18 protein-coding genes and 1 pseudogene are annotated in these 22,644 nt (G+C 52.1%); 5 read left to right on the forward strand and 14 right to left on the reverse strand.

Annotated features, from left to right (window positions below):
• Positions 1-9: 9 nt before the first annotated feature.
• Positions 10-690 (reverse strand): RluA family pseudouridine synthase, encoded by a 681-nt coding sequence (locus TPRIMZ1_RS0111330; protein WP_010259522.1) that lies wholly within the window; start codon positions 688-690, stop codon positions 10-12.
• Between the two features lie 95 nt (positions 691-785).
• Here TPRIMZ1_RS0111330 and TPRIMZ1_RS0111335 point away from each other — a divergent pair, with 95 nt between their 5' ends.
• Positions 786-1,871 carry an Ldh family oxidoreductase gene (locus TPRIMZ1_RS0111335; protein WP_010259523.1) on the forward strand — a complete coding sequence of 362 codons (1,086 nt, stop codon included), beginning with the start codon at positions 786-788 and terminating at the stop codon, positions 1,869-1,871.
• A gap of 13 nt (positions 1,872-1,884) precedes the next feature.
• Here TPRIMZ1_RS0111335 and TPRIMZ1_RS18865 read toward each other — a convergent pair whose 3' ends face one another.
• From TPRIMZ1_RS18865 to TPRIMZ1_RS0111370, 8 genes and pseudogenes are all read right to left on the reverse strand, one after another.
• Positions 1,885-2,721, reverse strand: coding sequence for an L-ribulose-5-phosphate 3-epimerase (locus TPRIMZ1_RS18865; RefSeq protein WP_010259525.1), 837 nt, complete (start codon positions 2,719-2,721; stop codon positions 1,885-1,887).
• Positions 2,718-3,431 carry an L-ribulose-5-phosphate 4-epimerase gene (gene araD, locus TPRIMZ1_RS0111345; RefSeq protein ID WP_010259527.1) on the reverse strand — a complete coding sequence of 238 codons (714 nt, stop codon included), beginning with the start codon at positions 3,429-3,431 and terminating at the stop codon, positions 2,718-2,720. The genes TPRIMZ1_RS18865 and araD overlap by 4 nt, the downstream gene beginning before the upstream one ends.
• A gap of 14 nt (positions 3,432-3,445) precedes the next feature.
• Positions 3,446-4,231: an FGGY-family carbohydrate kinase gene (locus tag TPRIMZ1_RS20875; protein ID WP_332829118.1), complete on the reverse strand. Its 786-nt coding sequence runs from the start codon at positions 4,229-4,231 to the stop codon at positions 3,446-3,448.
• A 109-nt stretch (positions 4,232-4,340) separates the two neighbouring features.
• Positions 4,341-4,913 (reverse strand): annotated as a pseudogene (locus TPRIMZ1_RS20880) (FGGY family carbohydrate kinase); the annotation flags it as partial.
• Between the two features lie 50 nt (positions 4,914-4,963).
• A complete protein-coding gene (locus TPRIMZ1_RS0111355) occupies positions 4,964-6,040 on the reverse strand; it encodes an erythritol/L-threitol dehydrogenase (RefSeq protein ID WP_010259529.1) in 1,077 nt (358 codons plus the stop codon).
• An 18-nt stretch (positions 6,041-6,058) separates the two neighbouring features.
• On the reverse strand, positions 6,059-7,009 hold the full coding sequence (locus tag TPRIMZ1_RS0111360; protein WP_010259530.1) for an ABC transporter permease: 951 nt from the start codon (positions 7,007-7,009) through the stop codon (positions 6,059-6,061).
• A gap of 16 nt (positions 7,010-7,025) precedes the next feature.
• On the reverse strand, positions 7,026-8,513 hold the full coding sequence (locus TPRIMZ1_RS0111365) for a sugar ABC transporter ATP-binding protein (protein ID WP_010259531.1): 1,488 nt from the start codon (positions 8,511-8,513) through the stop codon (positions 7,026-7,028).
• A 17-nt stretch (positions 8,514-8,530) separates the two neighbouring features.
• Positions 8,531-9,496: a sugar ABC transporter substrate-binding protein gene (locus tag TPRIMZ1_RS0111370; protein ID WP_010259532.1), complete on the reverse strand. Its 966-nt coding sequence runs from the start codon at positions 9,494-9,496 to the stop codon at positions 8,531-8,533.
• Between the two features lie 163 nt (positions 9,497-9,659).
• On the opposite strand from TPRIMZ1_RS0111370, the gene TPRIMZ1_RS0111375 reads away from it, so the two are divergent.
• Both TPRIMZ1_RS0111375 and TPRIMZ1_RS0111380 read left to right on the forward strand, forming a co-directional pair.
• Positions 9,660-10,811 carry an ROK family transcriptional regulator gene (locus tag TPRIMZ1_RS0111375; RefSeq protein ID WP_100217076.1) on the forward strand — a complete coding sequence of 384 codons (1,152 nt, stop codon included), beginning with the start codon at positions 9,660-9,662 and terminating at the stop codon, positions 10,809-10,811.
• Between the two features lie 59 nt (positions 10,812-10,870).
• Positions 10,871-11,227 carry a helix-turn-helix domain-containing protein gene (locus tag TPRIMZ1_RS0111380; RefSeq protein ID WP_010259534.1) on the forward strand — a complete coding sequence of 119 codons (357 nt, stop codon included), beginning with the start codon at positions 10,871-10,873 and terminating at the stop codon, positions 11,225-11,227.
• A 10-nt stretch (positions 11,228-11,237) separates the two neighbouring features.
• On the opposite strand, the gene TPRIMZ1_RS0111385 is transcribed toward TPRIMZ1_RS0111380, so the two are convergent.
• The 3 genes from TPRIMZ1_RS0111385 to TPRIMZ1_RS0111395 all read right to left on the reverse strand — a co-directional run bounded on the left by TPRIMZ1_RS0111385 (position 11,238) and on the right by TPRIMZ1_RS0111395 (position 17,475).
• Positions 11,238-13,538 carry an ATP-binding protein gene (locus TPRIMZ1_RS0111385; protein WP_010259535.1) on the reverse strand — a complete coding sequence of 767 codons (2,301 nt, stop codon included), beginning with the start codon at positions 13,536-13,538 and terminating at the stop codon, positions 11,238-11,240.
• A gap of 2 nt (positions 13,539-13,540) precedes the next feature.
• Positions 13,541-15,205, reverse strand: a complete 1,665-nt coding sequence (locus TPRIMZ1_RS18875) for a carbon starvation protein A (protein ID WP_010259538.1) — start codon at positions 15,203-15,205, stop codon at positions 13,541-13,543.
• A 206-nt stretch (positions 15,206-15,411) separates the two neighbouring features.
• The gene (locus TPRIMZ1_RS0111395; RefSeq protein WP_010259539.1) at positions 15,412-17,475 is read right to left on the reverse strand and encodes a hypothetical protein; all 2,064 of its coding nucleotides are present in this window, start codon (positions 17,473-17,475) and stop codon (positions 15,412-15,414) included.
• A gap of 207 nt (positions 17,476-17,682) precedes the next feature.
• On the opposite strand from TPRIMZ1_RS0111395, the gene TPRIMZ1_RS0111400 reads away from it, so the two are divergent.
• Positions 17,683-18,066 (forward strand): NusG domain II-containing protein, encoded by a 384-nt coding sequence (locus TPRIMZ1_RS0111400; RefSeq protein ID WP_010259540.1) that lies wholly within the window; start codon positions 17,683-17,685, stop codon positions 18,064-18,066.
• Positions 18,032-19,312 (forward strand): Gx transporter family protein, encoded by a 1,281-nt coding sequence (locus TPRIMZ1_RS0111405; protein WP_038078539.1) that lies wholly within the window; start codon positions 18,032-18,034, stop codon positions 19,310-19,312. The genes TPRIMZ1_RS0111400 and TPRIMZ1_RS0111405 overlap by 35 nt, the downstream gene beginning before the upstream one ends.
• Here TPRIMZ1_RS0111405 and TPRIMZ1_RS0111410 read toward each other — a convergent pair.
• Both TPRIMZ1_RS0111410 and TPRIMZ1_RS0111415 read right to left on the reverse strand, forming a co-directional pair.
• A complete protein-coding gene (locus TPRIMZ1_RS0111410; RefSeq protein ID WP_010259542.1) occupies positions 19,307-20,965 on the reverse strand; it encodes a 6-hydroxymethylpterin diphosphokinase MptE-like protein in 1,659 nt (552 codons plus the stop codon). The two genes, TPRIMZ1_RS0111405 and TPRIMZ1_RS0111410, sit on opposite strands and share 6 nt — an antisense overlap.
• A 2-nt stretch (positions 20,966-20,967) precedes the next feature.
• On the reverse strand, positions 20,968-22,506 hold the full coding sequence (locus TPRIMZ1_RS0111415; RefSeq protein WP_010259543.1) for a peptidylprolyl isomerase: 1,539 nt from the start codon (positions 22,504-22,506) through the stop codon (positions 20,968-20,970).
• Positions 22,507-22,644: the final 138 nt, after the last annotated feature.

A 22,644-nucleotide genomic window follows, 5' to 3' on the forward strand; every position in this document is an offset into this window, starting at 1 on the left:
TAGAAATATTTAATCCGTCTTCAGGGCTTGCTGAAACGTAAGGGGCGCCTTTACTTCAAACTCCAGGACACGTCCGTCATGGGGATGATGAAAAACGATGCGTTCCGCGTGGAGGCAGAGCCGGTGCAGGGGGTCGGTCTTTGCCCTGTATTTTTTATCCCCCGCCACGGGATGACCCAGCCAGTCAAGGTGGGCCCGGATCTGATTGCGCCGGCCGGTTTCCAGTTCCAGGGAAAGCAGGGAAAAGCGGCGGCCGGTTTTAAGGACCTTCCAATGGGTAACAGCCCGCTGCCCGCCGGGAACCACTACCACCCTACCCCGCTGGTCTTCCCCCAGGGGCGCGTCTATGGAGCCCTGGGCTTCTTTCAATTCGCCCTCCGCCAGGGCTATGTAACACCGTTCCAGTACGGTCGCATCCCAATGTTCCATGAGCTTCCGTTTAACCGTATCAGACTTGGCGAAGATCATGACCCCCGAGGTTTCCCGGTCCAGCCGGTGTACCACCGCAGGCCGGCGTTTCTCCCCCTTTTTACGGAGGTATTCCGAAAGTATCCAGTAGGCTGTTTTGTCCCGCTCGGCGCCTGCGGCAATGGAGAGCAGCCCCGCCGGTTTATCCACAACCAGGAGATCACGGTCTTCGTAGAGGAGCAGTAAACCTTGGCTTAGACGACGGGGATAGGCGGAGCTCATTCGTACATAACACTATTAAGCCGAATCGCCCTATTGTCAAGGTAATAGTTTGACAGCCCTGGCCTGTTACTTTATGATAAGTAGCTGGAACCATCATGGCGGAGTATACCGAAATTCCCTATCCCCGGTTGTGGGATTTTTGCAGCAGACTATTCCCAAGCTACGGCTTCAGCGCGGAGGAAGGCAAAACCATTACGGAGATACTCCTGCGGGCCGATCTGTTCGGGATAGAATCCCACGGCATACACCGGCTGGTCCGGTATGACGAGGAGATTAAAACCGGTATGGTTACGGTCCGGGCAAAACCGGAAATCATCCATGAAACCCCGGTCTCTGCCGTAATGGATGGTCATAAAGCCATGGGGCAGCTTACGGCGGTCCGGGCCATGGACTTGGCCATTGAAAAGGCCTCCCATTCCGGAATCGGCATGGTTACGGTACGTAATTCAAATCACTATGGCATAGCGGGGTATTATACCGGGCTCGCCCTGGAGGCGGATTTTATCGGCATAACCATGACCAATACCGAGGCGATCTGTGTACCCACCAACGGTAAGCGGGCCATGCTGGGAACAAACCCCATCGCCTTTGCCATGCCCGCGGATCCCCTGCCCTTTTCCTTTGACGCCTCCACCACCATGGTAACCCGGGGGACCATGGAGGTATACCAAAAAAGCGGCAAGCCCGTACCGGATAACTGGGCGGTGGATACCAAGGGGCATCCTACCACCGACGCCGGGGAAGTTGTCAGAAACATCATCGGAAAATTCGGCGGAGGCATCGCCCCACTGGGGGGAAGTTCCGAAATAGGGGGGGGACATAAGGGTTACGGTCTGGCCACCATGGTGGATATCTGCTGCGGCATCCTTTCCGGGGGACTCACCTCGAATCATATAAACATAAAACCCGGGGAAACCGGTATTTGCCATTATTTTGCCGCCATTGATTACGGCATCTTTGGTAATAAGCAGGAGCAGAAGCGTGCCCTGTCCGTTTTCTTAGAAGAATTACGTTCTTCCCCAAGGGTGGACGGAAAGGACCGTATCTATACCCACGGCGAAAAGGCCAGGGAAACCATGGCCGCCCGCATTAACGGAGTTATTCCGGTAAATCAAAAAACCCTGGGGGAGATGCGGACCATCGCCTCCCGACAGGGTGTGGTATGGGACATAGCCCCTTGAATAGGCCCCCCGCTTAATTGGTAAATTGCCGGTCAATAAAAGATTTGGATGTTTTGATGGTCTCCCGAAAATCCGCCTCGCCGGTATACCAGAACTCGGTAACAAAGGTGCGGACGTTGAGTTCCAGGGCGGTTTTGATAATGGAGGCAAAATTAACATGGCCGGTTCCGTAGGGGATCTCCCGGAATTTACCGGGGACCGTTTCCTTTAGATGCAGAGCGGCGATGGATCCCCTGCCCTTGCGCAGATCCTCTATTACATCTTTTCCATAGCTCTCCGCCGCATTGGTAAGGTTACCGCAGTCAGGATATACCTTGAGGTAAGGAGAATCGATCCGCTTTACGTACTGCATGGCCTTTTCCACGGTGTTCATAAATTCGGTTTCCATGGTTTCAAAGGCAAGGATAACACCCCTGGCAGCGGCCATTTGTACGGATTGGAGGAGCCCGTCGTAGAAAAGCTCCTCTGTCCGGGGTGTGGAGGAATCGTAGTACACATCGTAGCCCGCCAGCTGGATAATCCGGATCCCCGTATCGCAGGCAAAGTTAATTGCATCTTCCATGATCTCCAGGCTCCGCATTCTTACTGCGGCCTTTTCGCTGCCCAGGGGATACTTCCGGTGGCCGCTTAAACACATGGTCCGTATGGGGAGTCCTATTTCGCAGCCTTGGCTCAGCAGTTCCAGCCTCTCCGCCGCAGACATCTTCAGCCTGGCAAGTTTCTCGTCGGTTTCATCGATACTTATCTCTAAAAAATCATACCCAAAGGATTTGGCGGTTTGGAGTTTTTCCTTCCAGGATAGTTCCTTGGGCATAGCCTTTTCATAAATACCTATCTGGTAGGGCTTCATGCATGTTCCCCGCCGGACCTCTGCCCATAGTAGGCGTTTGCACCGTGCTTGCGCAGATAGTGTTTATCAAGCAGGGTTTGCTGGATTTTGCCGCCCTTAGGGTCAAGCAGTAATACAAACAGGGCCATCCTTGCAACTTCTTCCTGCACCACCGCATTGTGGACCGCTTCAAAGGGGTCCTTCCCCCAGGCAAAGGGGCCGTGGCTTGCCACAACAACCGCAGGTATTTGGGCAAAGGAAAGTTTCCGTTTTTCAAAGGTCTCAACTATCACCTTTCCGGTTTCGTATTCATAGGCGCCGTTTATTTCCGCTTCGGTCATTTGCCGGGTACAGGGTATGTCGCCGTAAAAGTAATCCGCCTGGGTAGTACCCTGGGCAGGGATATCCAGATTTGCCTGGGCAAATATGGTAGCATAGCTTGAATGGGTATGGACGATACCGCCTATATCGGGGGAGGCCTTGTAAAGGACCAGGTGGGTTGCCGTGTCCGACGATGGGTTCAGCTTGCCCTCAACAATCTTGCCATCCAGGTCCACCACCACCATGTGTTCGGCCTTCATATCATCGTATTCAACACCGCTGGGTTTAATAACCACGAGACCGGCTTTCCGATCTATGGCGCTCACATTACCCCAGGTAAAGGTAACCAAATGATAATCCGGCAGCTTTTTATTTGCCGCACACACCTTTTCTTTTAGTTCTTCCAGCATAGTTTATTGCGCTCCTACTTAAAAATATCCCACACGCCGCCCAGGGCATCGCGTATTGCGGAATACTTTTCATATTTTTTCTTATATATCGCGGCCCTATCGGGATTCGGGTTTACCGTCCTATCTACCCTTACCATAGAAGCTACCGCTTCCCCATAATCTTTGAATTCCCCCGCCGCTATGGCCGCCGCCATGGCGCAGCCCAGGGCGCCCAGTTCCTTAACCGCGATGGTCTCAATGGGATAACCCAGAATGTCGGCGAACATCTGTACCCACACCACGGAATTTACCGCTCCGCCGGCCATGCGTATCGTCTTTGGGGGCTTGCGGGTTTTGAGCAGCCGGTCAATATGGGTTTTATGGGAAAAAACGACACCTTCGTATATGGCCCGTATGCTGTGTATCTTTTCGTTGTAGGAACTGAGCCCCACAAAGGCGGCGCGGCCCAGGGGATTATCGTTGGAGCCGTACAGGAAGGGCAGGAAGTATACATCACTGTCTTCGGGCTTGATCTTTTCAACTTCCCCGTCAAGATACTCGTAGAGTTTTCTCCCTTCGGGTATTTCATGTTTGTCGATAAAATGTTCGGTGAACCAGTCCAGGTTCCCCGCGGAGGTGGCGCTGCACTCCTCCACCAGAAAATATCCCGGGATGGCAAAGAGGGAATTCATGGCTATGCTGCCATCGGTTACCGGCGTCTTTGAGGGGTACTCGTTGATACTCCAGGTACCGGCGATGGTGCAGAACTCCTCCGGGGTGGTAACGTTCATGGCCACGGCGCAGGAATCGATGTCGAACATGCCCCCCGCCACCGGCGTACCCTCCCGCAGCCCCGTCAAGGCCGCCGCCGCCGGCAGTTATGCTGCCGCACTTTTCGTAGGAGTACCGTATGGGGGCGAGTTTATCGTACACCTCGCCTATACCAAAGCCTTCCAGCATATCCCTATCAAAGCGCGCGTCAATGATGTTCATAAGCCCGGAACCGGAGAAGTCGGTGGCCTCGGAATACGCTTCCCCGGTCAGCCTGAAACGTATGTAGTCCTTTACCGAAAATACCCATGCGATATTGTCATAGGCCGGCCGATCATTATCCTTCAGCCAGGCCAGCAGTGATATTTCCTGGGAGGCGAGAATTTTTTGGCAAAGCCGGGGGTAGTATTTCTGCACTATCCCCTCCTTGTACCATTTTTCAGGATAGGCCCAGGCACGGCCATCGGTGGAAACTATGCCCTTATAGGCGGGCTTACCGTTTTTCCCCCAGGTATACAGCCCCTTACCATGGCCGCATACGGAAACCCCGATGATGTCCGCAGGATCGATGGACGCGGCGGCCAGGGCTTCCTTTGTGCAGGCGCAGTTATGCTGCCACAGTTCTTCTGAATCCCGTTCGGTAAATCCCGGCGCGGGGCTCTGAACCGGGGTGTGTATCCCCTTGGTGATAATTTCTTTTCCCTGGAGGTCAAAAACGGCAGCCTTTATCATGGTACCGCCGTTATCAAGACCAACTACATATTTTGCCACGCTGAACCCCCTCAGGGAATAAATGCTACTTTGAAGTCCCCATGTTTACCGGTGGCGTAATCGTAGGCCTTTTCCCATTCATCCAACTTGAAGGTAGTCTTTATCATCCCATCGGTCTTCAGGGTGTTTTTGGCAATACCATCAATAACAAAGGGGAAACAGTAGGGGGAAAGATGTGAACCCAGGATATCCAGCTCCTTACGATCGCCGATGATGGACCAATCCACACTGGTGGGGCCGGAGAACACACTGAATTCCACAAAGGTCCCGAGCTTACGAATAGCGCTCAGGCCCTGAATAACGCTGGAGGGATGGCCGGTGGCCTCAATATAAATATCACAGCCGTAGTTATCGGTCATTTTCATGATCTCCGCTATTACATCTATCTTGCCGGGATTAAATACATGGGTGGCGCCGAAGGCCTTAGCTTTGGCAAGCCGCTCATCAACCATGTCAAGGGAGATGAGGGCCTTGGGGTTCTTCATGGCCGCATAGGTTACCATACCCAGCCCCAGGGTACCGGCGCCGGAGATTACAACGATATCCTCACACTGGATTTTGGCGCGGTCAACGGCGTGTTTGGAACAGGCGTAGGGTTCGATAAGCAGTGCCTTATCCAGGGGAAGATCCTTGGGGACCTTGTGCAGGATAGCGTTTTTCGTATAGCGCACATATTCCGCCATACCGCCGTTAAATTCCTTATGGAAACCGTGCATACCGTGGGGCTGGCACATCCAGTACTGCCCGCTTTTACAGAACCGGCACTCGCCGCAGGGAACTATCTGGTCTGCGGTAAGCCGGTCCCCAATTTCATACCCCTTGACGTTCTTGCCCATTTCAACCACGAACCCTAAAAATTCATGGCCGGGAATAAAGGGGGGCCGTACCCATGAGGGCTGAACATCATCACCCCAGAACATGGCCGCGCCGTGCTGACATTTCACATCCCCTGCGCAGATACCGCAGCCCTCAACCTTAATGATGATATCATCATCACCGCATTCCGGAGACGGATACGCTTTCTCAAAACGGTAATCGGTCGGGCTATACGCGACCAAGGCCTTCATAGTTTTCGGATAGTTACTCATTTTTCCCCCTTAGTATACTTATATCTTTTGTTTTCGAGAAAGGCAATCCACCGCAACAACGATGATCAGCACCCCGCCTTTTACGACGGTCTGCATATATTCGCTCATACCGCCTACGGCCAAGCCATTGGCCAGGACCCCCATGACCAGCATGCCGCCGATCATTCCCGTGGCCCGGCCTTCCCCTCCGGCGACACTGATTCCCCCCACCACACAGGCAATCAGGGCATCCATTTCCATACCGGTTCCACTCAGGGGCTGCCCGGAATTAACCCGGGACATCATCAGTATGCCCGAAGCCGCCGCCAGGAAACCGCAGATGATATAGGAAATTACCCGTACCCGTTTTACATTGATCCCCGAAAGCCGGGCCGCTTCCTCATTCCCCCCCAGGGCATAAAACTGCCGCCCCAGATGGGTTTGATTCATGATGATGGCCCCAAGGATGATAATGCCCGCCATGATCAGCACACAAACCGGCACATAGGTCAGGATATAGCCCTGGCCTAGAACTTTAATTCCCGGCGGCAGGCCGTATACCGGATAGCCGCCGTTAATGATGTAGGCCATACCCTTAACCACGTAGCTCATACCCAGGGTCATAATAAGGGGGGGCATACGGGTGTAGGTAACAAAGAGGCCATTGATAAGCCCGATAAGAACCCCCAACAAAAGCCCCAGGACGCAGGCGGGCACGGGATGGAGCCCGAATTTCGTCATAAATAATGCACTGGCCACGCCGATTAGGGCGATCATGGCCCCGATAGAAAGATCTATGCCTCCGGCAATCAGTACAAAGGTCATCCCCACCGACAGAATTCCGATGTTCGATACCTGCCGCAGGATCGTGATAAAGTTACCCGATGTGGCAAAATTCGGAATAGCGATGGAAAATACCAATACCACCGCGATAAGCATAATCCAAACCGCTTGATTACGCAGATTGAGTTTGATTTTATGTACAGCCATCGTACTGCTTCTCCTTTTATGCCTGCCCGGAAGCCAGGTTTAATATGTTTTCCTGGGAAAATTCTTCTTTAGTAAGGCTTCCGGTTTGACGGCCTTCACAGAGCACTATTATTCTGTCGGACATTCCCAACAGTTCTTCCATATCAGAAGAGATCATGATGATCGCCTTTTTCTGTTCGCATAATTCATTCATCAGTTTGTATATTTCATACCGAGCCCCCACATCAATTCCCCGGGTCGGCTCATCAAAGATAAGCACCTTGCAGTTGGCCGCAAGCCATTTTGCCAGTACCACCTTTTGCTGATTCCCTCCGGATAAGTTTTTTGCCTGCTGCATGATATGGGGCGTTTTAATTCCCAGGGAACTCACCATGCCGTCGGCAATCTTTTTCTCCTTAGATTTATTAAGCAGAGAAAAATGGGATATCTTTTCCAGTATCGCCAAAGAGATATTCCAGCGGATGGGAAACCCTAACACCACGCCGTGGAGTTTCCGGTCCTCCGGTATCAGGCCTATGCCTAATGTAACGGCGTCCTCCGGTGTTTTTATCAAAATTTCTTTGCCATCAAGTTTCACGGTTCCGGATTTTTTCCTGTCCGCACCGAATAAGAACCGCATTGTTTCTGTCCGGCCCGCGCCGACAAGACCCGCAAAACCCAGGATCTCCCCTTCGTGCACCTCAAAACTGACCCCTTCGACCCCAGGGCCTTTTATCTCCAGGGCCTCCAGCACGGGTTTCCCGATGGGCGTATTACGCTTAGGATAGGCGTCGCTGATCTGCCGACCCACCATCGCCTTAATCAGATCATCCCGGTTTATGTCTTTTGTATCCGTCACCTGGATAAAACGGCCGTCCCGCATAACCGTAACCCTGTCGGCAATCTGGAACACCTCCGCAAGCCGGTGGGTAATAAAGATAACCGTTACCCCCTGTTCCTTCAGGGTCCGCACAATTTCCAGCAGTATGTCTGTTTCCTTTGAGGTAAGGGGGGCGGTAGGTTCGTCCATGATCAGCACCCGGACATTTTTGGAAAGCGCCTTGGCAATTTCCACCATCTGTTTGTAGGCCACCGACAGGTCCCGTACCGCTGTTCTGGGATTTATGTCTATCCCCATCCGCTTAAAAAGTACCCGGGTCTGGTCTTCACATTTTCTGCGGTCAATAAAAACGGTATTCCCCTGGAGGTTCCCGATAAACACATTTTCCGCCACGCTCAGGGAGGGCAGCAGGTTAAATTCCTGGTAGATCACCGCCAGGCCTAAGTCCGTGGAAATATGGGGGGTCATGCCGGTATAAACGGTTCCGTCAAATTCAATTTCACCCGAATCGGGGCTGATAGCGCCGGACAGTACCTTGATAAGGGTAGACTTACCGGCGCCGTTTTCCCCGATCAGCGCATGAACTTCACTTTTTCTAAAACTTACGGAAATATCATCCAACGCCAGCACACCGGGATACTGCTTGGAAATATGACGCAGCTCCAGAAGAATGTTGTTTTGCATCAACCCTTCCTTCTTGTTTACTGGGCGCTCTTATCAATCAGCGCAATATTACTCAGGTAAATAGGCCGGGGAGGGAATAAAACATCCGCCTTGCTGGCGTCAAATTCACCGGTTTTATACATCGTAAGGCAGCGCTCAAAAAGCCCCGTCGCCTGGTTTACCAAATCCAGATCGATGGTGCAGAGGAACATATCGTTTTCTTTTATGGCGCGAATCGCATCCTCGCTGGCATCGCAGCCAAAAAGGCCGATATGATCCTTTGCAAAGGATTTACCGGCGGCCTTATAGGCTTCCCCCACGCCGAAGGGACCGGAATCGTTGATCCCCATCACCGCCTGGAGATCCGGGTAGGCTTGCAGGAAATTTTCTCCCGCGTCTACACCCTGCTGCACATACCCAGCTTCAACGGAGATTACAACCTGACCGGAAGGACAGGTTTCGGCAAAACCGTCCCGCATCCCTTGTTCACGAACCGCAAGAAAATCAAGAGTAGGATATCCGCAAATACCCACCTTCTTGCTCCCCGGATTCGCCGCCACCCACTTGCCGCATTCCTGTCCAATGACCTTTCCCAGATCATAATTGGAAACCCGGCCGATATAGTGGGCTATTGCGGATGGGTTGTCATAGGAGCCCAGGATGGTTCCCTTTGCTTTTAACTGCTGTAAGAGATCGGCATAGGAATCCTCCGCGATATTCTGGAAAAGTACTACCTTGGCGTTGGCGTTAATACAATTTTCCAGGAAGGTGGTTACCTTGGTCGGCCCTTCAAGAAAATCGGCGGTTATAAGCCGGTAACCCTCCGCCTGACACTTGGCCTCAATGGCCCGGCGAACATCAATAAAAATCGAATTGGTCTGAATTCCCGTTAACCCCAGACCTACCGTGATCTGGGCATCTTCCTTCTTTTTGCAACCAAGCAACATGGCGCCCATTGCCACCACAAGAATGAATAGCCCGATTAATTTTCTTTCCCGTTTCATATAAATCTCCTTTTAAAAAAGTTTTATGAACCCATTTTCAAAAACAACTTTAATTTATGGTACCACGGGTCCCGGGACCTGTCAACAAAAAGTTTTTAAAAATGTTTTTATAAACGGTTTTACAAAACCGGGGAAAACCGATATAGTATCCGAAAGGGAAAAAATGAAAGACAAGCAAGTTTCAACGAAATTCCTCCCCCATTCGGCGAATTTGAGTATACAGAGGATGAACAGGAGGAACATCTATCAGCTGTTCCGGCGGGAACGGGGGCTGACCAGGCAGGATGTTGTTAACCACCTGCGCTTATCCCTCCCCACGGTTGTCCAGAATATCAACAAGCTTCAAGACGAGGGGTATATACATGAAGAAGGTTCTGTCGGCTATACCGGCGGCAGGCGGGCAAAAACCTATAGTATGGTGAATAACGCCAGAATCGCCATAGGTTTGGATATAACCAGGGATTATATTATCGCGGTGGCGGTGGATTTAACCGGCGAAGTTATTTACCGGAATCAGGTATGGTACAAATTTGAACGATCCGACCGGTACTATAAATACCTTGGAACCGTGGTAAACGACCTGGTTAAAAAGAATTCCCTTGATGAAAAGCGAATTTTAGGGGTTGGTTTGGGGGTGCCGGGCCTGGTTACCGAAGACAATCAGACGGTCTTTTATGGGGAAATACTTAAATTTACCGGCGCCACCTGCCAGGAGTTTTCAAAGTACATACCCTATAAATCGGCCCTGCTCAATGATGCCAACGCCGCCGGATTCGGCGAATTCTGGATCAGAGAAAATCCCGGAAGCGCCTTCTATGTCAGTTTGAGCAATAATATAGGCGGAATAGTGATTATCAATGACCGAATTCTTACGGGAAGTCATTTTCATAGCGGGGAAATAGGCCATTTAACCCTTTATCCCAACGGGAAGCCCTGTTATTGCGGCCAGAAGGGCTGTGTGGATCCCTATTTAGCGGCAACCAATCTATCTTCTCTGAGTAATGGGAAGTTGGCCGATTTTTTCCAGCTTTTGGAGGAAAAGAACCCAAATGCGGTGAAAATCTGGGACACCTATTTGAACGATCTGGCCCTGACCTTAAATGATATTCAGTCCCTCTTTGACGGTAAGGTCATCCTGGGGGGCTATGTGGCTGAATATATCGATAAATTTATACCGGAATTGAAAAAACGCACGACCCTGCTTAATTCCTTTGAAAAGGATGCGGATTACATTGATATTTGCCGGTATAAGACCTATTCCATTGCCGCCGGGGCGGCGTTGCATTTTATTTCCGAATTTATTGATTCTATTTAGCATCCTTAATACAAACACACTTGTAAAACTATTAGGATTTATGGTAGTATTTAAGGGTTATGAAAAGCACTATAGCAACTACAGTTAACCGCCGCATCAAACTGGCCCGGGAAGCGCTGGGTCTCTCCCAAATGAAATTCTCTAAGGTTATTTCTCTCTCCAGCGGCTACCTTGCGGGGGTAGAAGTGGAGAAGAGGAAGGTCAACGACCGGATTATCAAGCTGATCTGCGCTTCCTTTGGGGTTAATGAGAAATGGCTCAGGAACGGCGAAGGCGAAATGTTCAGTATTGATCCTGACAAAGAATTTACCAAATTGGTATCCCTTTATAAGGAACTCCATCCTAAGTACCAGGATTATATCCTAAAGCAGATCGACCTTCTTCTGGGTATACAGGATACTGCTCCCCTTAGCTAGTTTAGCCTTTTCATCCGGCCAAATATTTTCGGAGCAGGTCCATCACTTCATCAAAATCAATAGGCTTTCCGACATGGCTGTTCATACCGGTGGCAAGGCATCTTTCAACATCCTCTTTAAAGACATTAGCGGTCATGGCGATAATGGGGACCGTTTTAGCCCGGGGATTATCCAGGGCCCTGATAAGGCGGGTGGCTTCGTAGCCGTCCATACCGGGCATGTGTATATCCATAAAAATTAGATCGTAGCCTTCGGGATTTGCGCTAAACTTATCGTAGGCTATCTTCCCGTCCTCCGCCTCCTCTATAACCAGCCCCGTGGGTTCCAGGATGGTTATCACGATTTCACGGTTGATATCCACGTCCTCCGCCAGGAGTATACGCCGGCCGGTGAAATCATCCGCGGGAAGCTCCGCGGGATGTTCCGCGGGAAGCTCCGCTGAAGACGCCGCTGGAAGCGCTGTCCCAGGTAGGGCTCCGGTCTCCGATGGGATCGCCGGGGTTTGGCCCGGAAGCTTCGTTACCAGCGCCGCCGCCGGTAAATCCGCCTGTATGGTAAAAATAAAGGACGAGCCCTTATCCGGTTCAGACTCAATCCAGATGGTTCCGTTCATCATCTCCACAATCCGCTTGGAAATGGCCAATCCCAGTCCGGTACCGCCGAATTTGCGGGATATGCTGCCATCAACCTGTTGAAAGGACTGGAAAAGATTGGCCTGCTGCTCCTGGGAGATGCCTATGCCCGTATCGGTAACCCGGATTTCCAGGGTACACCGCAGCGCAGTTTCGCTTTCTTCCCCGGTTTCCGCCCCGGGCAGCCGGTCCGGAAAGGCTGCGTTCATATACTTCGCCGGTATCTCCATGCGGAGCCCCGCCTCGCTGTCCGGCAGCTTCCGCGCAGCGATGGTGATGCTCCCCCCCTCGGGGGTAAACTTGACCGCATTGGAAAGGAGGTTGGTAATAACCTGGGCAAGCCGCTGTTCATCGGAAATAACCCGCTGGGGAATATCCGGCTCCACGGTAACCGTAAGGTTCTGCTTTTTTTCGGCTACCCGGAATTCCTGCACATTGACCACCCGGTTCAGCATTTTGGAAAATTCAAATTCCGTGTCGGATAATTCAAACTTATCGGCCTCTATCTTGGACATATCCAGGATATCGTTTATCACCCCCAGAAGATGGGTTGAGGCGCCCTCAATTTTTTCAAGGCAGTAATCCCGGCGCTCCGTTTCGTGGGTCCCCTTGGCGATGGTGGTCATGCCGATGATAGCGTTAAGGGGGGTGCGTATTTCATGGGACATATTGGCCAGGAAGCTCGACTTGGCGACATTGGCCTCCTCCGCCCGCTGTTTAGCATGTTTAATTTCGGTTGTGTCATGGAAGAGCACAAAGGCGCCCTGATAAATTTCGGCGCTGTTATACATGGGGGTAAAGTGTATTTCGTAATTTCGCAGGTTGCCGTCCCCGCCAATGTCGATAATTTCCTCGGTTACCGTGGGGCTCTTTTCTTCTATGGAAAGCTGAAACATCGAGTCCAGGGCATCCAGCAGTTTTACTGCGCCAAACCGGGAAAAAACATCCCGATAATTCTGCCTCCTGATGCTTTCAAAATTTTTTACATGTATCCGCCGGAGAAATATGTCCGCACAGTAAATAAAACCGCCGCTTTCATCAAGAAGGATGATAATATCCGGGCTGTTAGCAAAAACCATGTTCATGTAACTGTCCTGGCGCATGAGCCACCGGTCCTTTAAGGAACGGACCACTTCGTAGATCACCGTCAGGATCATGACAAAAAAATACACCCCGCAGATCAGCATTGCCTCGGACACCGTAAAGTTGAACGCCGCTAATCCCGGCACAAAGGTCCCCACAAGGGCCACCGCAAAGAGGAGCAGCGCGGGGATAAGCCCCAGGCGCAGACCCAGGGTAAAGATGGACATCAGGGGATAGGAATAGATCCACACACTGTCAAAACCCTGGGTACTGTTTTCGGTAAATATGGTTGCCCCGCAGAATACGCCGAAGATGGCGGTAACAATGAGCCCCCCCACGATGAAGGGGAATTCGGTGCGCAGGAGAAGAAGGTTTGCAAAGATCATAAACCCGATGATCATCTGCATGAGCCCCTGCTCGACGAATCCCCTCTGCATATCCGATACACCCACGGCGAGGATAATGACCGTAACGATGGTATAGGTAATATTAAGGACGATCAGACGGATTATTTCGTCCATGGCCGTCTCATCCCGCATACCAGAGTATTTACCGCTGGTTAACAATAAGAAGAGCCGATCCCTGATAGATACCATGCCTACGCCCCTCTCTCTGCTTTGGATACTTCAAGGGACTCATCCTTCTCCCATATTTTTACGGTACAGGAGATGACCACCATGATTCCCAGGACAAAGAGCAGGACGGCTATGATCAACTGCAGACCGTCGATGGCGAAAATGAAACTGCCGCCTTGCAGCCGTACAATTTTGCTCCTGATGGTCAGGGCCAGGGAACTGAAGGTAACCGCAAGCATAATAAAGGTGGGGATATACAGCATGAAGCTCCGGCGTTTTGATTTTTTTAGGAAGAGTATGCAGGCAATAAGGGTAAGTGCCGCTAAAAGCTGGTTCGCCGCGCCGAAGAGGGTCCAGATATTCTGATACCCCGTTACCGCGAGAAGGTAGGCGGGTAACAGGGTAAACACCGAGGCCGCCGGTTTGGAAGCCAGTATTTTGCTCGAGGAAAAGAGTTCCTGAAAGGAAAGACGCCCCAACCGGGCAACGGTATCCAGGGTGGTGAGCACAAAGGAAGAAACCGCCAGGGAAACAATGGTAAAGGAGATCTGATTAGGAAGGCCGATCTGGTGCAGGAAACCGGAAACAGCGGTGGCAAAAATTACCGGCGGGGTTCCTGAAGGAAACTTACCCCCATGGGCCAGGGAACCCACGGCAATTAACGCCAGGATGGCCACCAGGGTCTCCACCAGCATGGCCCCGTAGGAAATGGGGAGCATGTACTTTTCGTTACTGATTTCCTTGGAAGCCGCCCCGGTGGCGACCAGGCTGTGGAACCCGGATATGGCCCCGCAGGCTATGGTTATAAAAAGGGCGGGGAAAAGGTAACTGCCGTTCACCTCAAAACCGACAAAGGCAGGGATGGCTATCTCCGGGGCGGTAAATATCACCCCGATAAATGCGGCCAAGATCATGGCGATGAGCAGGAAGGAACTGAGGTAGTTCCGGGGCTGCCCTAAGAGCCAGACGGGGACGACGGAGGCGACGAATATGTAGGCAAATACCAGATAGAGCCAGATTGACTGGGATAGAAAGACGGGGTGAAAAATCCCCAGGACTATGCAAACGATGAGCAGATCCACCGCGATAATACCGCTGGCCAAATCGGAGGCCTTTCTTTTTCTGATGAGGAAGCCGATAAGCACGGCGGCAATGATAAACAGGCCGGAGGCGGTTGCCACCGATCCGTTGGTCCGGTTAGCACTGCCCGCGGCGTCAATTCCCGCAAAGGTTCCCGCCACAATGTCCGAAAAGGCGGCGGCTATGAGTACGGAAAAAAGCCAGACAAAGATGAGGAAAAGCCGTTTGCCGGCCTTTCCCGCATAAATTTCGATCACATACCCTATAGATTTTCCCTTGTTTTTTACCGAGGTATAGAGGGCTACAAAGTCATGGGCCGCCCCAAAAAACACGGTCCCCACCAACAACCAGAGCATAACCGGCAGCCAACCGAACATGGCGGCAATAATCGGCCCGTTAATCGGCCCCGCACCGGCAATGGAGGCAAATTCATGGCCAAACACCACCGCAGGGGTACTGGGCACGTACTCCTCTCCATCCTCAAATTCCAGGGCGGGAGTCTTTTTTGACGGCTCTATCCCCCAGGTACGGGCCAGGTAGCGCCCGTATAAAAGATAGGCAAAAACGAGAACTACAACGGAAATAATAAGCAGCACAAGCCCGTTCATACGAAAACCCCTTTAATGGCAACCACCCGGAAAATTATACAAGAATTATTTAATTTATGCAAATATGCCTATCGGGCTCAGGAATTCCAATTTAGGAATAACCACAGACCTCCAAAGCAAAAAAAGGCCTGACCAGTACCGGCAATGCCGATGGCTGATCAGGCCGCTTTGAAAAGACGCTAGACGACTTCTCTGCTATTCCGCTGTTACGGGTTTATTTTAATGTAGTAATCAGCTATCGGAAGAGCGGCTCGATCCGCACGGAAGACGTTGGCTGTCACAATGTGGAGCCTGTAAAGAGTACCCGCGGTTAAACTGCTGGTATCGATAGAGTACGGATCGGCGGGGGTATCCCGCTTCAGTACTGTTGCTATGGTTAATGCTGTGGTGGTGTCATTTACCAATATCGTACTTGGGCTGGCTCCTGTCAGCGCGAAACCGTGTGCAACTCCGTTGTTTTCAAAGGTAATTTTATCACCTTTAGTCACAACAATAGCCGTTGCTACAGTGTTTGCATCAGTAGCCGCTACCCCCGCATCAATACTCAACACTTGGGGGCGTGTGGCGGCAAGGCGGTTCACCGTAAAGGGAACTGCCTTATACCTTGAGGCGGTTGCGGATATGGCGCTGGCATTGGCGGTACTTATCAGGAAATTATAATCGCCCTGGAAAGGTCCGGCAAAGAACGTATCCTTTAGCGTAATGGCTATTTCGTTATCTTCCAGTTCAGCAGTGTAAGTACCTGCGGCGAGAGCTGCATTTCCTTTTCTGAGTACGCCACCATAGGTATCAAAATCTTCTACCGCTGCCGCACTCAAGCTAGTTACATGCAATTGCCTATTAGGAACATCGGTGCCGTCACTTTCTTGGAGAGTAGCACTGACGCCCGTACCTGTTGTATAGAAGACACTTCCCTGTTCAATTGTAAAGGAGGTTGCGTATTCTCCTACAGCCGCATTAAAAGTAAGGTCTTCCAAACCATCGGCATACACCACCACTTTTATGGTACCATTTGGGGTTAAATTGTCTGTTCGGGAAATACCCGGGCGTTGAATGCAGACCTCAAGATTAGTGTGCGGTCGATGGGAAAACAACTGTTGCAACCAGACGATGGGTTCCCGGTGACCTGTGGAATCTTCAACATAGCCACCGTATATTTTTTCAAAATACAGATTGAACACGTCATTGCTTATCACAGTGTTCCCGTTTGGAGCTTTAGGATTTTCACCAAAATTATAAGATATAACCTTATCACCCCAGTTACCACCGTAAGAAACGCTTGGCGTAGGCGCGGTACCGCTGGCGGGTGTTGGCCACCCAGCCGCCGCCGCCTTGGGCGTATCTTCGCGTTTACCCCATGCCGCATCGGGCCGTAAGTATTTAGCCTTATAAATATTATTCTCCGCTTTCCAAGTGATGGCTTCCACTTTTTCCAACACCGCCGTTGATGTGGTTACAAACCTGTCGGCCGCATCCAAAAGCACCGCATTGGCGTACAAATCAAAGTCCACGCCAACGTCTACTTTTTTGATACCCGTAATTTCGTGCCAATCTGCTTTAGTCGTCACGGGCGAGTAGTTTGTAGAAAGGTTTGCGGTTGGGGGAAAGTGTACACCATCCCCAAAGGTAGCGCTGGAAATAGCGTCAACCTTATCGAATGCGTCCTTGTCCGTCCACTTGGGCAGCTTATTGGCAGTGCCGGTGCTGTCATTTCCGGTACGTGTGCCTGCGGTGATTAATAACTGCGGCGCCGCTGCCCGGTCTGCTTTGTTAAAAGTAGTACTTGCAGGATGAATATCCGTGATATCTGCCGTAATATCATGAAAAAATTCACTGAATTGCATGGGTACTTCGCCGTACAGAACAGCCGGCGGCGCCGCGCCGGCTGCATCAAAAGTTACTTCTTCATCCAGAATGGATTCTTTGTCCACTTCAACGCCCAAGGCAACTGTAGTAGAGCCGGCCGGCACTGCAATTTTTACGAGGGTTGTCCTTCCGCCTTCAATCAGAACGGGTGTCGGCGTTATCGCAGCATCGTCCAGGGTGTAGGCGCCCTTCGTATAATCCCCTCCCCTCACATTTAATAGGATGTAATTAGTTATCGATTCACTACCCGGATGCGCCACACCATAGGACCCATTCACGGATACGCTTAAATCGCCTACATCATCCGTATAATACACATTGGTAACATCATCGGTCGGACAACCGGTAAATACCAATAACCCGCAGAGGACCGGTACGGCCCACTTTAGATACTTTAAACTCATAAAGACCTCCTTAAAGGTTGAGTACGTTTATAGTTAGTTAAGTATAACTATGTTTTGAGGCTATAACATATATAAGTTTATGTCAACTAACAATTTGAAATTTATTTCTTTTTTTTTAAAAATAACGCTCCCCAATTTTAGCTTTATCTATTGAGAAAACCATAAAACCCGACTATCATACACCATACCGTACATCAAGGAGCCGGCATGAAGGGAACACTTCCCCTTAAACCACTGGATTTTGCCGCCATACTTTTTTCTGCCGCCCTGACTGTTTTTTCCGCCTTCATGGTCTATGGCCGTCCCCGGGACGCCGCACAGGTGTTCATCCAGGGAGAGGGCCGGACCTGGGTTTTCCCCTCGGACGCCGAAGAAACCGTAAGCATCCCCGGCCCCGTGGGGGATACGGTGGTGGAGATCAGCGGGGGCAGGAGCAGGATCCTCTCCTCTCCCTGTAACAACCAGATCTGTGTAGCCGCCGGGCATATTCATCGCCAGGGACAATGGGTGGCGTGTCTGCCTAACAAAGTATTTTTATATATAGAAGGAACCGGGGATGAAAACACCGAGCTTGACAGCATCGCCTGGTAAGGCGGAACATCGGCGGACCCTGGCCCTGTTGGGCGCCTTTTGCATCTTCCTTTCTACCATCGAATACCTGATTCCCAAACCTATGCCCTTTATGCGGATAGGGATTGCCAACCTGCCCCTTTTGCTGGCCCTGGACATACTTCCCTTTACGGCGTTTCTGGCCCTCCTGGGGGTCAAGGTCATAGGCCAAGCGCTGATCACCGGGACCCTTTTCTCCTACATCCTGCTCTTTTCCCTGGCCGGCGGCGGCATATCCGCCCTTTCCATGTTCGGCCTCCGGCGGCTCCTGGGGCGGGAGCGGATCAGCCTGATTGGGATCAGCGTCCTGGGAGCGCTCCTATCCAACGGCGCACAGCTTGCCCTGGCGCGGATCTTCATCTTCGGAGAGAGCGCCCGGTACATCACCCCCCCCTTCCTGGCCATGGGAATAATCACCGGCCTCGGCTTGGGCATCTTCTGCGAATACTTTATACGACGATCACGATGGTACGCAGAATTTCAAACCACAAAGGTACAGAAGTCGCAGAAGGGGGAAGGGGAAAGAGAATTTCTGCCCTCCTCTTCTCCTTCTGTACCGTCTGTTCCTTTGTGGTTTTTATCCTCCTTGCGGTTCCGATTCAGGGAGAAGCGGCGGGGGGCATACGAGAAGCTCTTTAACAGTGGGGAGCTCTGTTTGGCGGGGCTGCTTATGATGCCCGCCATGGTCTTTAACCCGGATCCTTATTTTCGGGTAATTCAGTTTTTGTTTTTTTGGTTTCTTGCATGGCTTTCGGGTAAAAAAAATAATCCCCTTATCACTATCCTTATCATCCTGGGGATTGTGGCTTTCAACCTTACGGTTCCCTACGGACGGGTACTGTTTTCCCTGGGACCAGTCAGAATTACTGAGGGGGCGCTCCTGGCGGGGCTCCAGCGGGCAGTAACCCTGGAGGGGCTGATCATGCTGTCCCGGGCGGCAATACGGGGAGACCTGCGGCTCCCCGGCCCGTTCGGGGAACTCATGGGCGAATCCTTCCGCATCCTCGCCCTTGTCCAGGAACGGAAACACACCATTACGAGGAAAAACTTTGCCATGGATATCGACAACCTAATGTTCGAGCTGAGCGAAACCGAGGCGCCGGGAACTTCGCTGCAAAATACGGAAACGGCGGCTGCCGGAAGGCGGGGATCCACAACGGTGGGGCGGATAATCCTTGCCGCCGCAGTAATACTGGCGTGGCTGCCATGGGTCTTCACCCGGCTATAGGCCTTGCAGCAGTTTCACAAAGGGATCTATCTCCGCCCGTACCCGCTTGAGGAAGCCCAGATTACTTAACCCGGGTCGTCTGCCCTCCGCGCCGGCGCAGTCCGGAAAGTGGGCCCAGAGATAGCCGCACTTGTCCAGGAGCGTTTCTAAGTGCTGCGGGGAAGCGGTAATTTCTCCCGTAAGGATACTGCGGAGCTGTACCAGGGATGCCAATTCTTCCCGGACAAAGGCGGTTACCGCTTCTGTTGTAATTCCAATAGCGCCTGTTGTATTTGCCCTATTTCCGTTTCCGGTATTTTGGACTTCCCCGGCGGCTAATAGGGCATAGGCCTTTTCCGGGCTAAGGGTTTGGAGCCCCAAGGGAAGTCCCGAACCGGCTATGTCCCGGATTCTGTTGTTTCCGGCAAATTCCCGCTGAAAGAGATCCCGGTAGGTCTTCATTGCCTGGTTAGACCGGATGGGATCGCCGGTTTTTGAAGGGGTAACGAAGCAGCCCTTACGGAACGCCGCCGCCGGATCGACGAGGCTGAAAAAACGGGTCTGTCGTCTGAGCCGTTCAAGATGAGCCGGGGAGGATCGGGTGTGGGATTGGTCCAGGGTAAAGGAAAAATCAATGCCCGCCAGGATTATCGGACCCGTGGAAAGACGGCAGGCAATGGCTGTGGCGCTGAGTCCCACGGAGCCCAGGGGGGGCAGGGTTTCCGGAAGGAGACCCGCCGTTTTAAGCCGGTCGAAGAGGCTGAGCCTGGTCCAGGGTGTAAAAAAGAGATGGGGTTGCCCGCCAAGAATTTCTCCCGTGGCGGGGAGCGCGGAAAGGTCCATGGCGACCGGAACTTCCCAGGGAAAGAGGCCGATAAAATCCCGGAGGTTCCAGTGCTGGCTTTCCAGGGCAACCACCAGATCCGGCCTGATCCCCCGCTCAAAGAGGGGGGAAAGAGCGGTATCCACACAGATTATCCTGAAGGGCCGGCGGGCGCCCTGTGAAAGATCTCCGAAGACGGCGGAAAGCCCATCCAAAACGCCATCCAGAGAAGGGCCGGCGCCCAGGACCAGGACCGGCGGGGCGCCAAAATTGAGGGCCGCCATTGGGGGCGAGCGGGGAAGCAGGACCAGGTTCCGCAGGGCGTTCCGGGCGTATCGGCGGCCCAGTTTTACCAGGGTCATGGCGTTGCCCCAATCCACGGCGATATCCCGCCGAAGCGCGTCCGCCAGACGGTCGTAGATCTCCGGGTGTAGCTGCCAGCCGCCGCTTAGGCGCAGCTGTTCCACCCGGCGGAAACTGCGGCCCCCCCAGGTTTCCCGGACAAAGGTACAGAGCAGAGCCGGATCACCGATCTGTACCAGGCGGAACCGGGGGGTTTTCAGTATGGATTCGTCGATCCGCTCCATGGACAGGGCCATCAGTTTTTCATCGATCTCCACGCAGAGGACCGCAGAATCGGGACGTATCTTTTCAAGAAGAAGCTTGAGACCGTAACCGAAAAGGGGGGAAGGACAAAAGTAGAGAGTACCTTGAGCAGAGCCTGTCCCAAGGGCCTCCACGGTTCTATCCGCCAATGCAATGGGGTCCATGGTCGAGAGAAGGGTCTTACCTTTATAGGAAACAGAAAAACCCCGGCGAGATGCAAACTCCCGGGGCGTTTCATCAATCATAGCTAATTAAATGAAAAGAGATACTGCAGGAATGTTGCGACGAATTTATCATCCAGTCTTTCACTATGGAGGAAATGGGAACGCAGGCTTGTTTCAGCGTTGCTGCTGACAAAGGTCGAATAGAAGGTATTAATCTCCTCGGTATCCGCCGTTTCCTTTATTGTTTCTTCCCGGGGATATAAAACCAGTACGTTGTCCCCCACAACCAGGGGTTCCGAGGGAGTTTCCAGGGGAGTATAGAAGGCGATCCGCCAAAATTTTTCGTCGGATTCCGCGGGTATCAGCTCCGAAATCGACTGGGCCGAAAGGGTGGTAAAAAGGTTTTCCATGCTTACCCCGCCGTAATTCAGGGGCAGAGGACCAAAATCGCGCTTCTGTACACCCTGCTCTTCCACTGCGGCGTCAAAACCGCTTTCCCCGGCGGCAGCGGTAAAGAGGCTGGCCTGATCGAAGAGCCAATTTTCTATCCGTCCACGCTCAAAGGAGCGCATATAGGATCGGACCTTGTCAATGTTTGCCGTATCCACGGTATCCAGGGGACGGACCGCTTCCTCAGCCCGGAAAAAAGCCCATCCCGAAGGGACCTTGACCACGGGGCTGTAATCGCCGGGAAGGGCACTTATTACGGTCTCCCGCTCCTGGCTATCCGGCACATCACTGGTCAATTCAAAGGCCATACGAACCCCCATTTCCCCGCCCCGGTCCGCATAACTATCCGCCGATAGTTCCCGGGCGGCTTCTTCAAAGGTTTTAGTCCCCTCTTTGATAGAATCCAGAACCTGCCGGGCTTCCCGCTCACTGGAATTGATGGTTATCCGGGACAGGTGGGTTATCCTGAACAGATCCGGTTCAGAAAGGGCATAATTAATGACCTCTTCGTTGGGGTAGCTGTCCAGGGGAAAAACCGCCATGCCGAAACTCCGTACCCGGGCCGTCATATTCCCGACAAAAGCCCCTTCGCCGGAGGGTATTCTAAGGCCCATAACATCATTCAGGTAATGCTGCTTGGCGATGGACTCCTGTACTTCCCGCCACAGGTCCAGCCGGGAGATTTTGTCCATCTGCCGGTACCGGGCTACGGAAAACCGGCCGTTTTCCTGAAACTGGGGCAGCTGTGCAACTTCCCGGTCCACCACCGCCTCCGGCGCTACATAGCCCGCCTGTTTCATCTCCTGAAGCATGGCGATATGGAGCACCGTTTCTTCAAAGGCCTGACGCCAGACCATTTGGTTTATGGTCTGGGCATTAGATTCGTTGAGGTAATTCTGATACCACCGGGCGATATTTCCCTGCATGGTGGCGAAATAATTGCCCGGTACATAACTTATGGGAATCTTGTCGTAGGAACCAAAGTTGAGATCCACCGATCGTCCGCCTGCCTCGGGGACTATAGCGGGTACCACCACAAAGGCGACGATAACAATGATCAGAACGACGATAGTCCCGATAAAAACAAAGGGATTTGCCTTAAACCGGCGGATCCATTCCCCCTTGGTAGAATTATCTTCATGGACAAGCTGTTTTTTTTGCCTGGGAGCCATAACGGTTAAACCTCTTATATTGAACGCTGAATTTAGACAGTGTTAAACCCTATCATCTTATGCGGTAACCGTCAATTGGGTGGCTTTACCGTATTATTAAGATTCAATAACCACAAAGGACAGAAAGGGGAATTAAAG

The organism is Treponema primitia ZAS-1 (genome assembly GCF_000297095.1).
Classification (GTDB): domain Bacteria; phylum Spirochaetota; class Spirochaetia; order Treponematales; family Breznakiellaceae; genus Termitinema; species Termitinema primitia_A.

Bases quoted from the DNA above. Each gene is read 5' to 3' on its own strand.
- TPRIMZ1_RS0111330 (WP_010259522.1), bottom strand. From the start codon at position 690: ATGAGCTCCGCCTATCCCCGTCGTCTAAGCCAAGGTTTACTGCTCCTC.
- TPRIMZ1_RS0111335 (WP_010259523.1), top strand. From the start codon at position 786: ATGGCGGAGTATACCGAAATTCCCTATCCCCGGTTGTGGGATTTTTGC.
- TPRIMZ1_RS18865 (WP_010259525.1), bottom strand. From the start codon at position 2,721: ATGAAGCCCTACCAGATAGGTATTTATGAAAAGGCTATGCCCAAGGAA.
- araD (WP_010259527.1), bottom strand. From the start codon at position 3,431: ATGCTGGAAGAACTAAAAGAAAAGGTGTGTGCGGCAAATAAAAAGCTG.
- TPRIMZ1_RS20875 (WP_332829118.1), bottom strand. From the start codon at position 4,231: ATGTTCGACATCGATTCCTGCGCCGTGGCCATGAACGTTACCACCCCG.
- TPRIMZ1_RS0111355 (WP_010259529.1), bottom strand. From the start codon at position 6,040: ATGAGTAACTATCCGAAAACTATGAAGGCCTTGGTCGCGTATAGCCCG.
- TPRIMZ1_RS0111360 (WP_010259530.1), bottom strand. From the start codon at position 7,009: ATGGCTGTACATAAAATCAAACTCAATCTGCGTAATCAAGCGGTTTGG.
- TPRIMZ1_RS0111365 (WP_010259531.1), bottom strand. From the start codon at position 8,513: ATGCAAAACAACATTCTTCTGGAGCTGCGTCATATTTCCAAGCAGTAT.
- TPRIMZ1_RS0111370 (WP_010259532.1), bottom strand. From the start codon at position 9,496: ATGAAACGGGAAAGAAAATTAATCGGGCTATTCATTCTTGTGGTGGCA.
- TPRIMZ1_RS0111375 (WP_100217076.1), top strand. From the start codon at position 9,660: ATGAAAGACAAGCAAGTTTCAACGAAATTCCTCCCCCATTCGGCGAAT.
- TPRIMZ1_RS0111380 (WP_010259534.1), top strand. From the start codon at position 10,871: ATGAAAAGCACTATAGCAACTACAGTTAACCGCCGCATCAAACTGGCC.
- TPRIMZ1_RS0111385 (WP_010259535.1), bottom strand. From the start codon at position 13,538: ATGGTATCTATCAGGGATCGGCTCTTCTTATTGTTAACCAGCGGTAAA.
- TPRIMZ1_RS18875 (WP_010259538.1), bottom strand. From the start codon at position 15,205: ATGAACGGGCTTGTGCTGCTTATTATTTCCGTTGTAGTTCTCGTTTTT.
- TPRIMZ1_RS0111395 (WP_010259539.1), bottom strand. From the start codon at position 17,475: ATGAGTTTAAAGTATCTAAAGTGGGCCGTACCGGTCCTCTGCGGGTTA.
- TPRIMZ1_RS0111400 (WP_010259540.1), top strand. From the start codon at position 17,683: ATGAAGGGAACACTTCCCCTTAAACCACTGGATTTTGCCGCCATACTT.
- TPRIMZ1_RS0111405 (WP_038078539.1), top strand. From the start codon at position 18,032: ATGAAAACACCGAGCTTGACAGCATCGCCTGGTAAGGCGGAACATCGG.
- TPRIMZ1_RS0111410 (WP_010259542.1), bottom strand. From the start codon at position 20,965: ATGATTGATGAAACGCCCCGGGAGTTTGCATCTCGCCGGGGTTTTTCT.
- TPRIMZ1_RS0111415 (WP_010259543.1), bottom strand. From the start codon at position 22,506: ATGGCTCCCAGGCAAAAAAAACAGCTTGTCCATGAAGATAATTCTACC.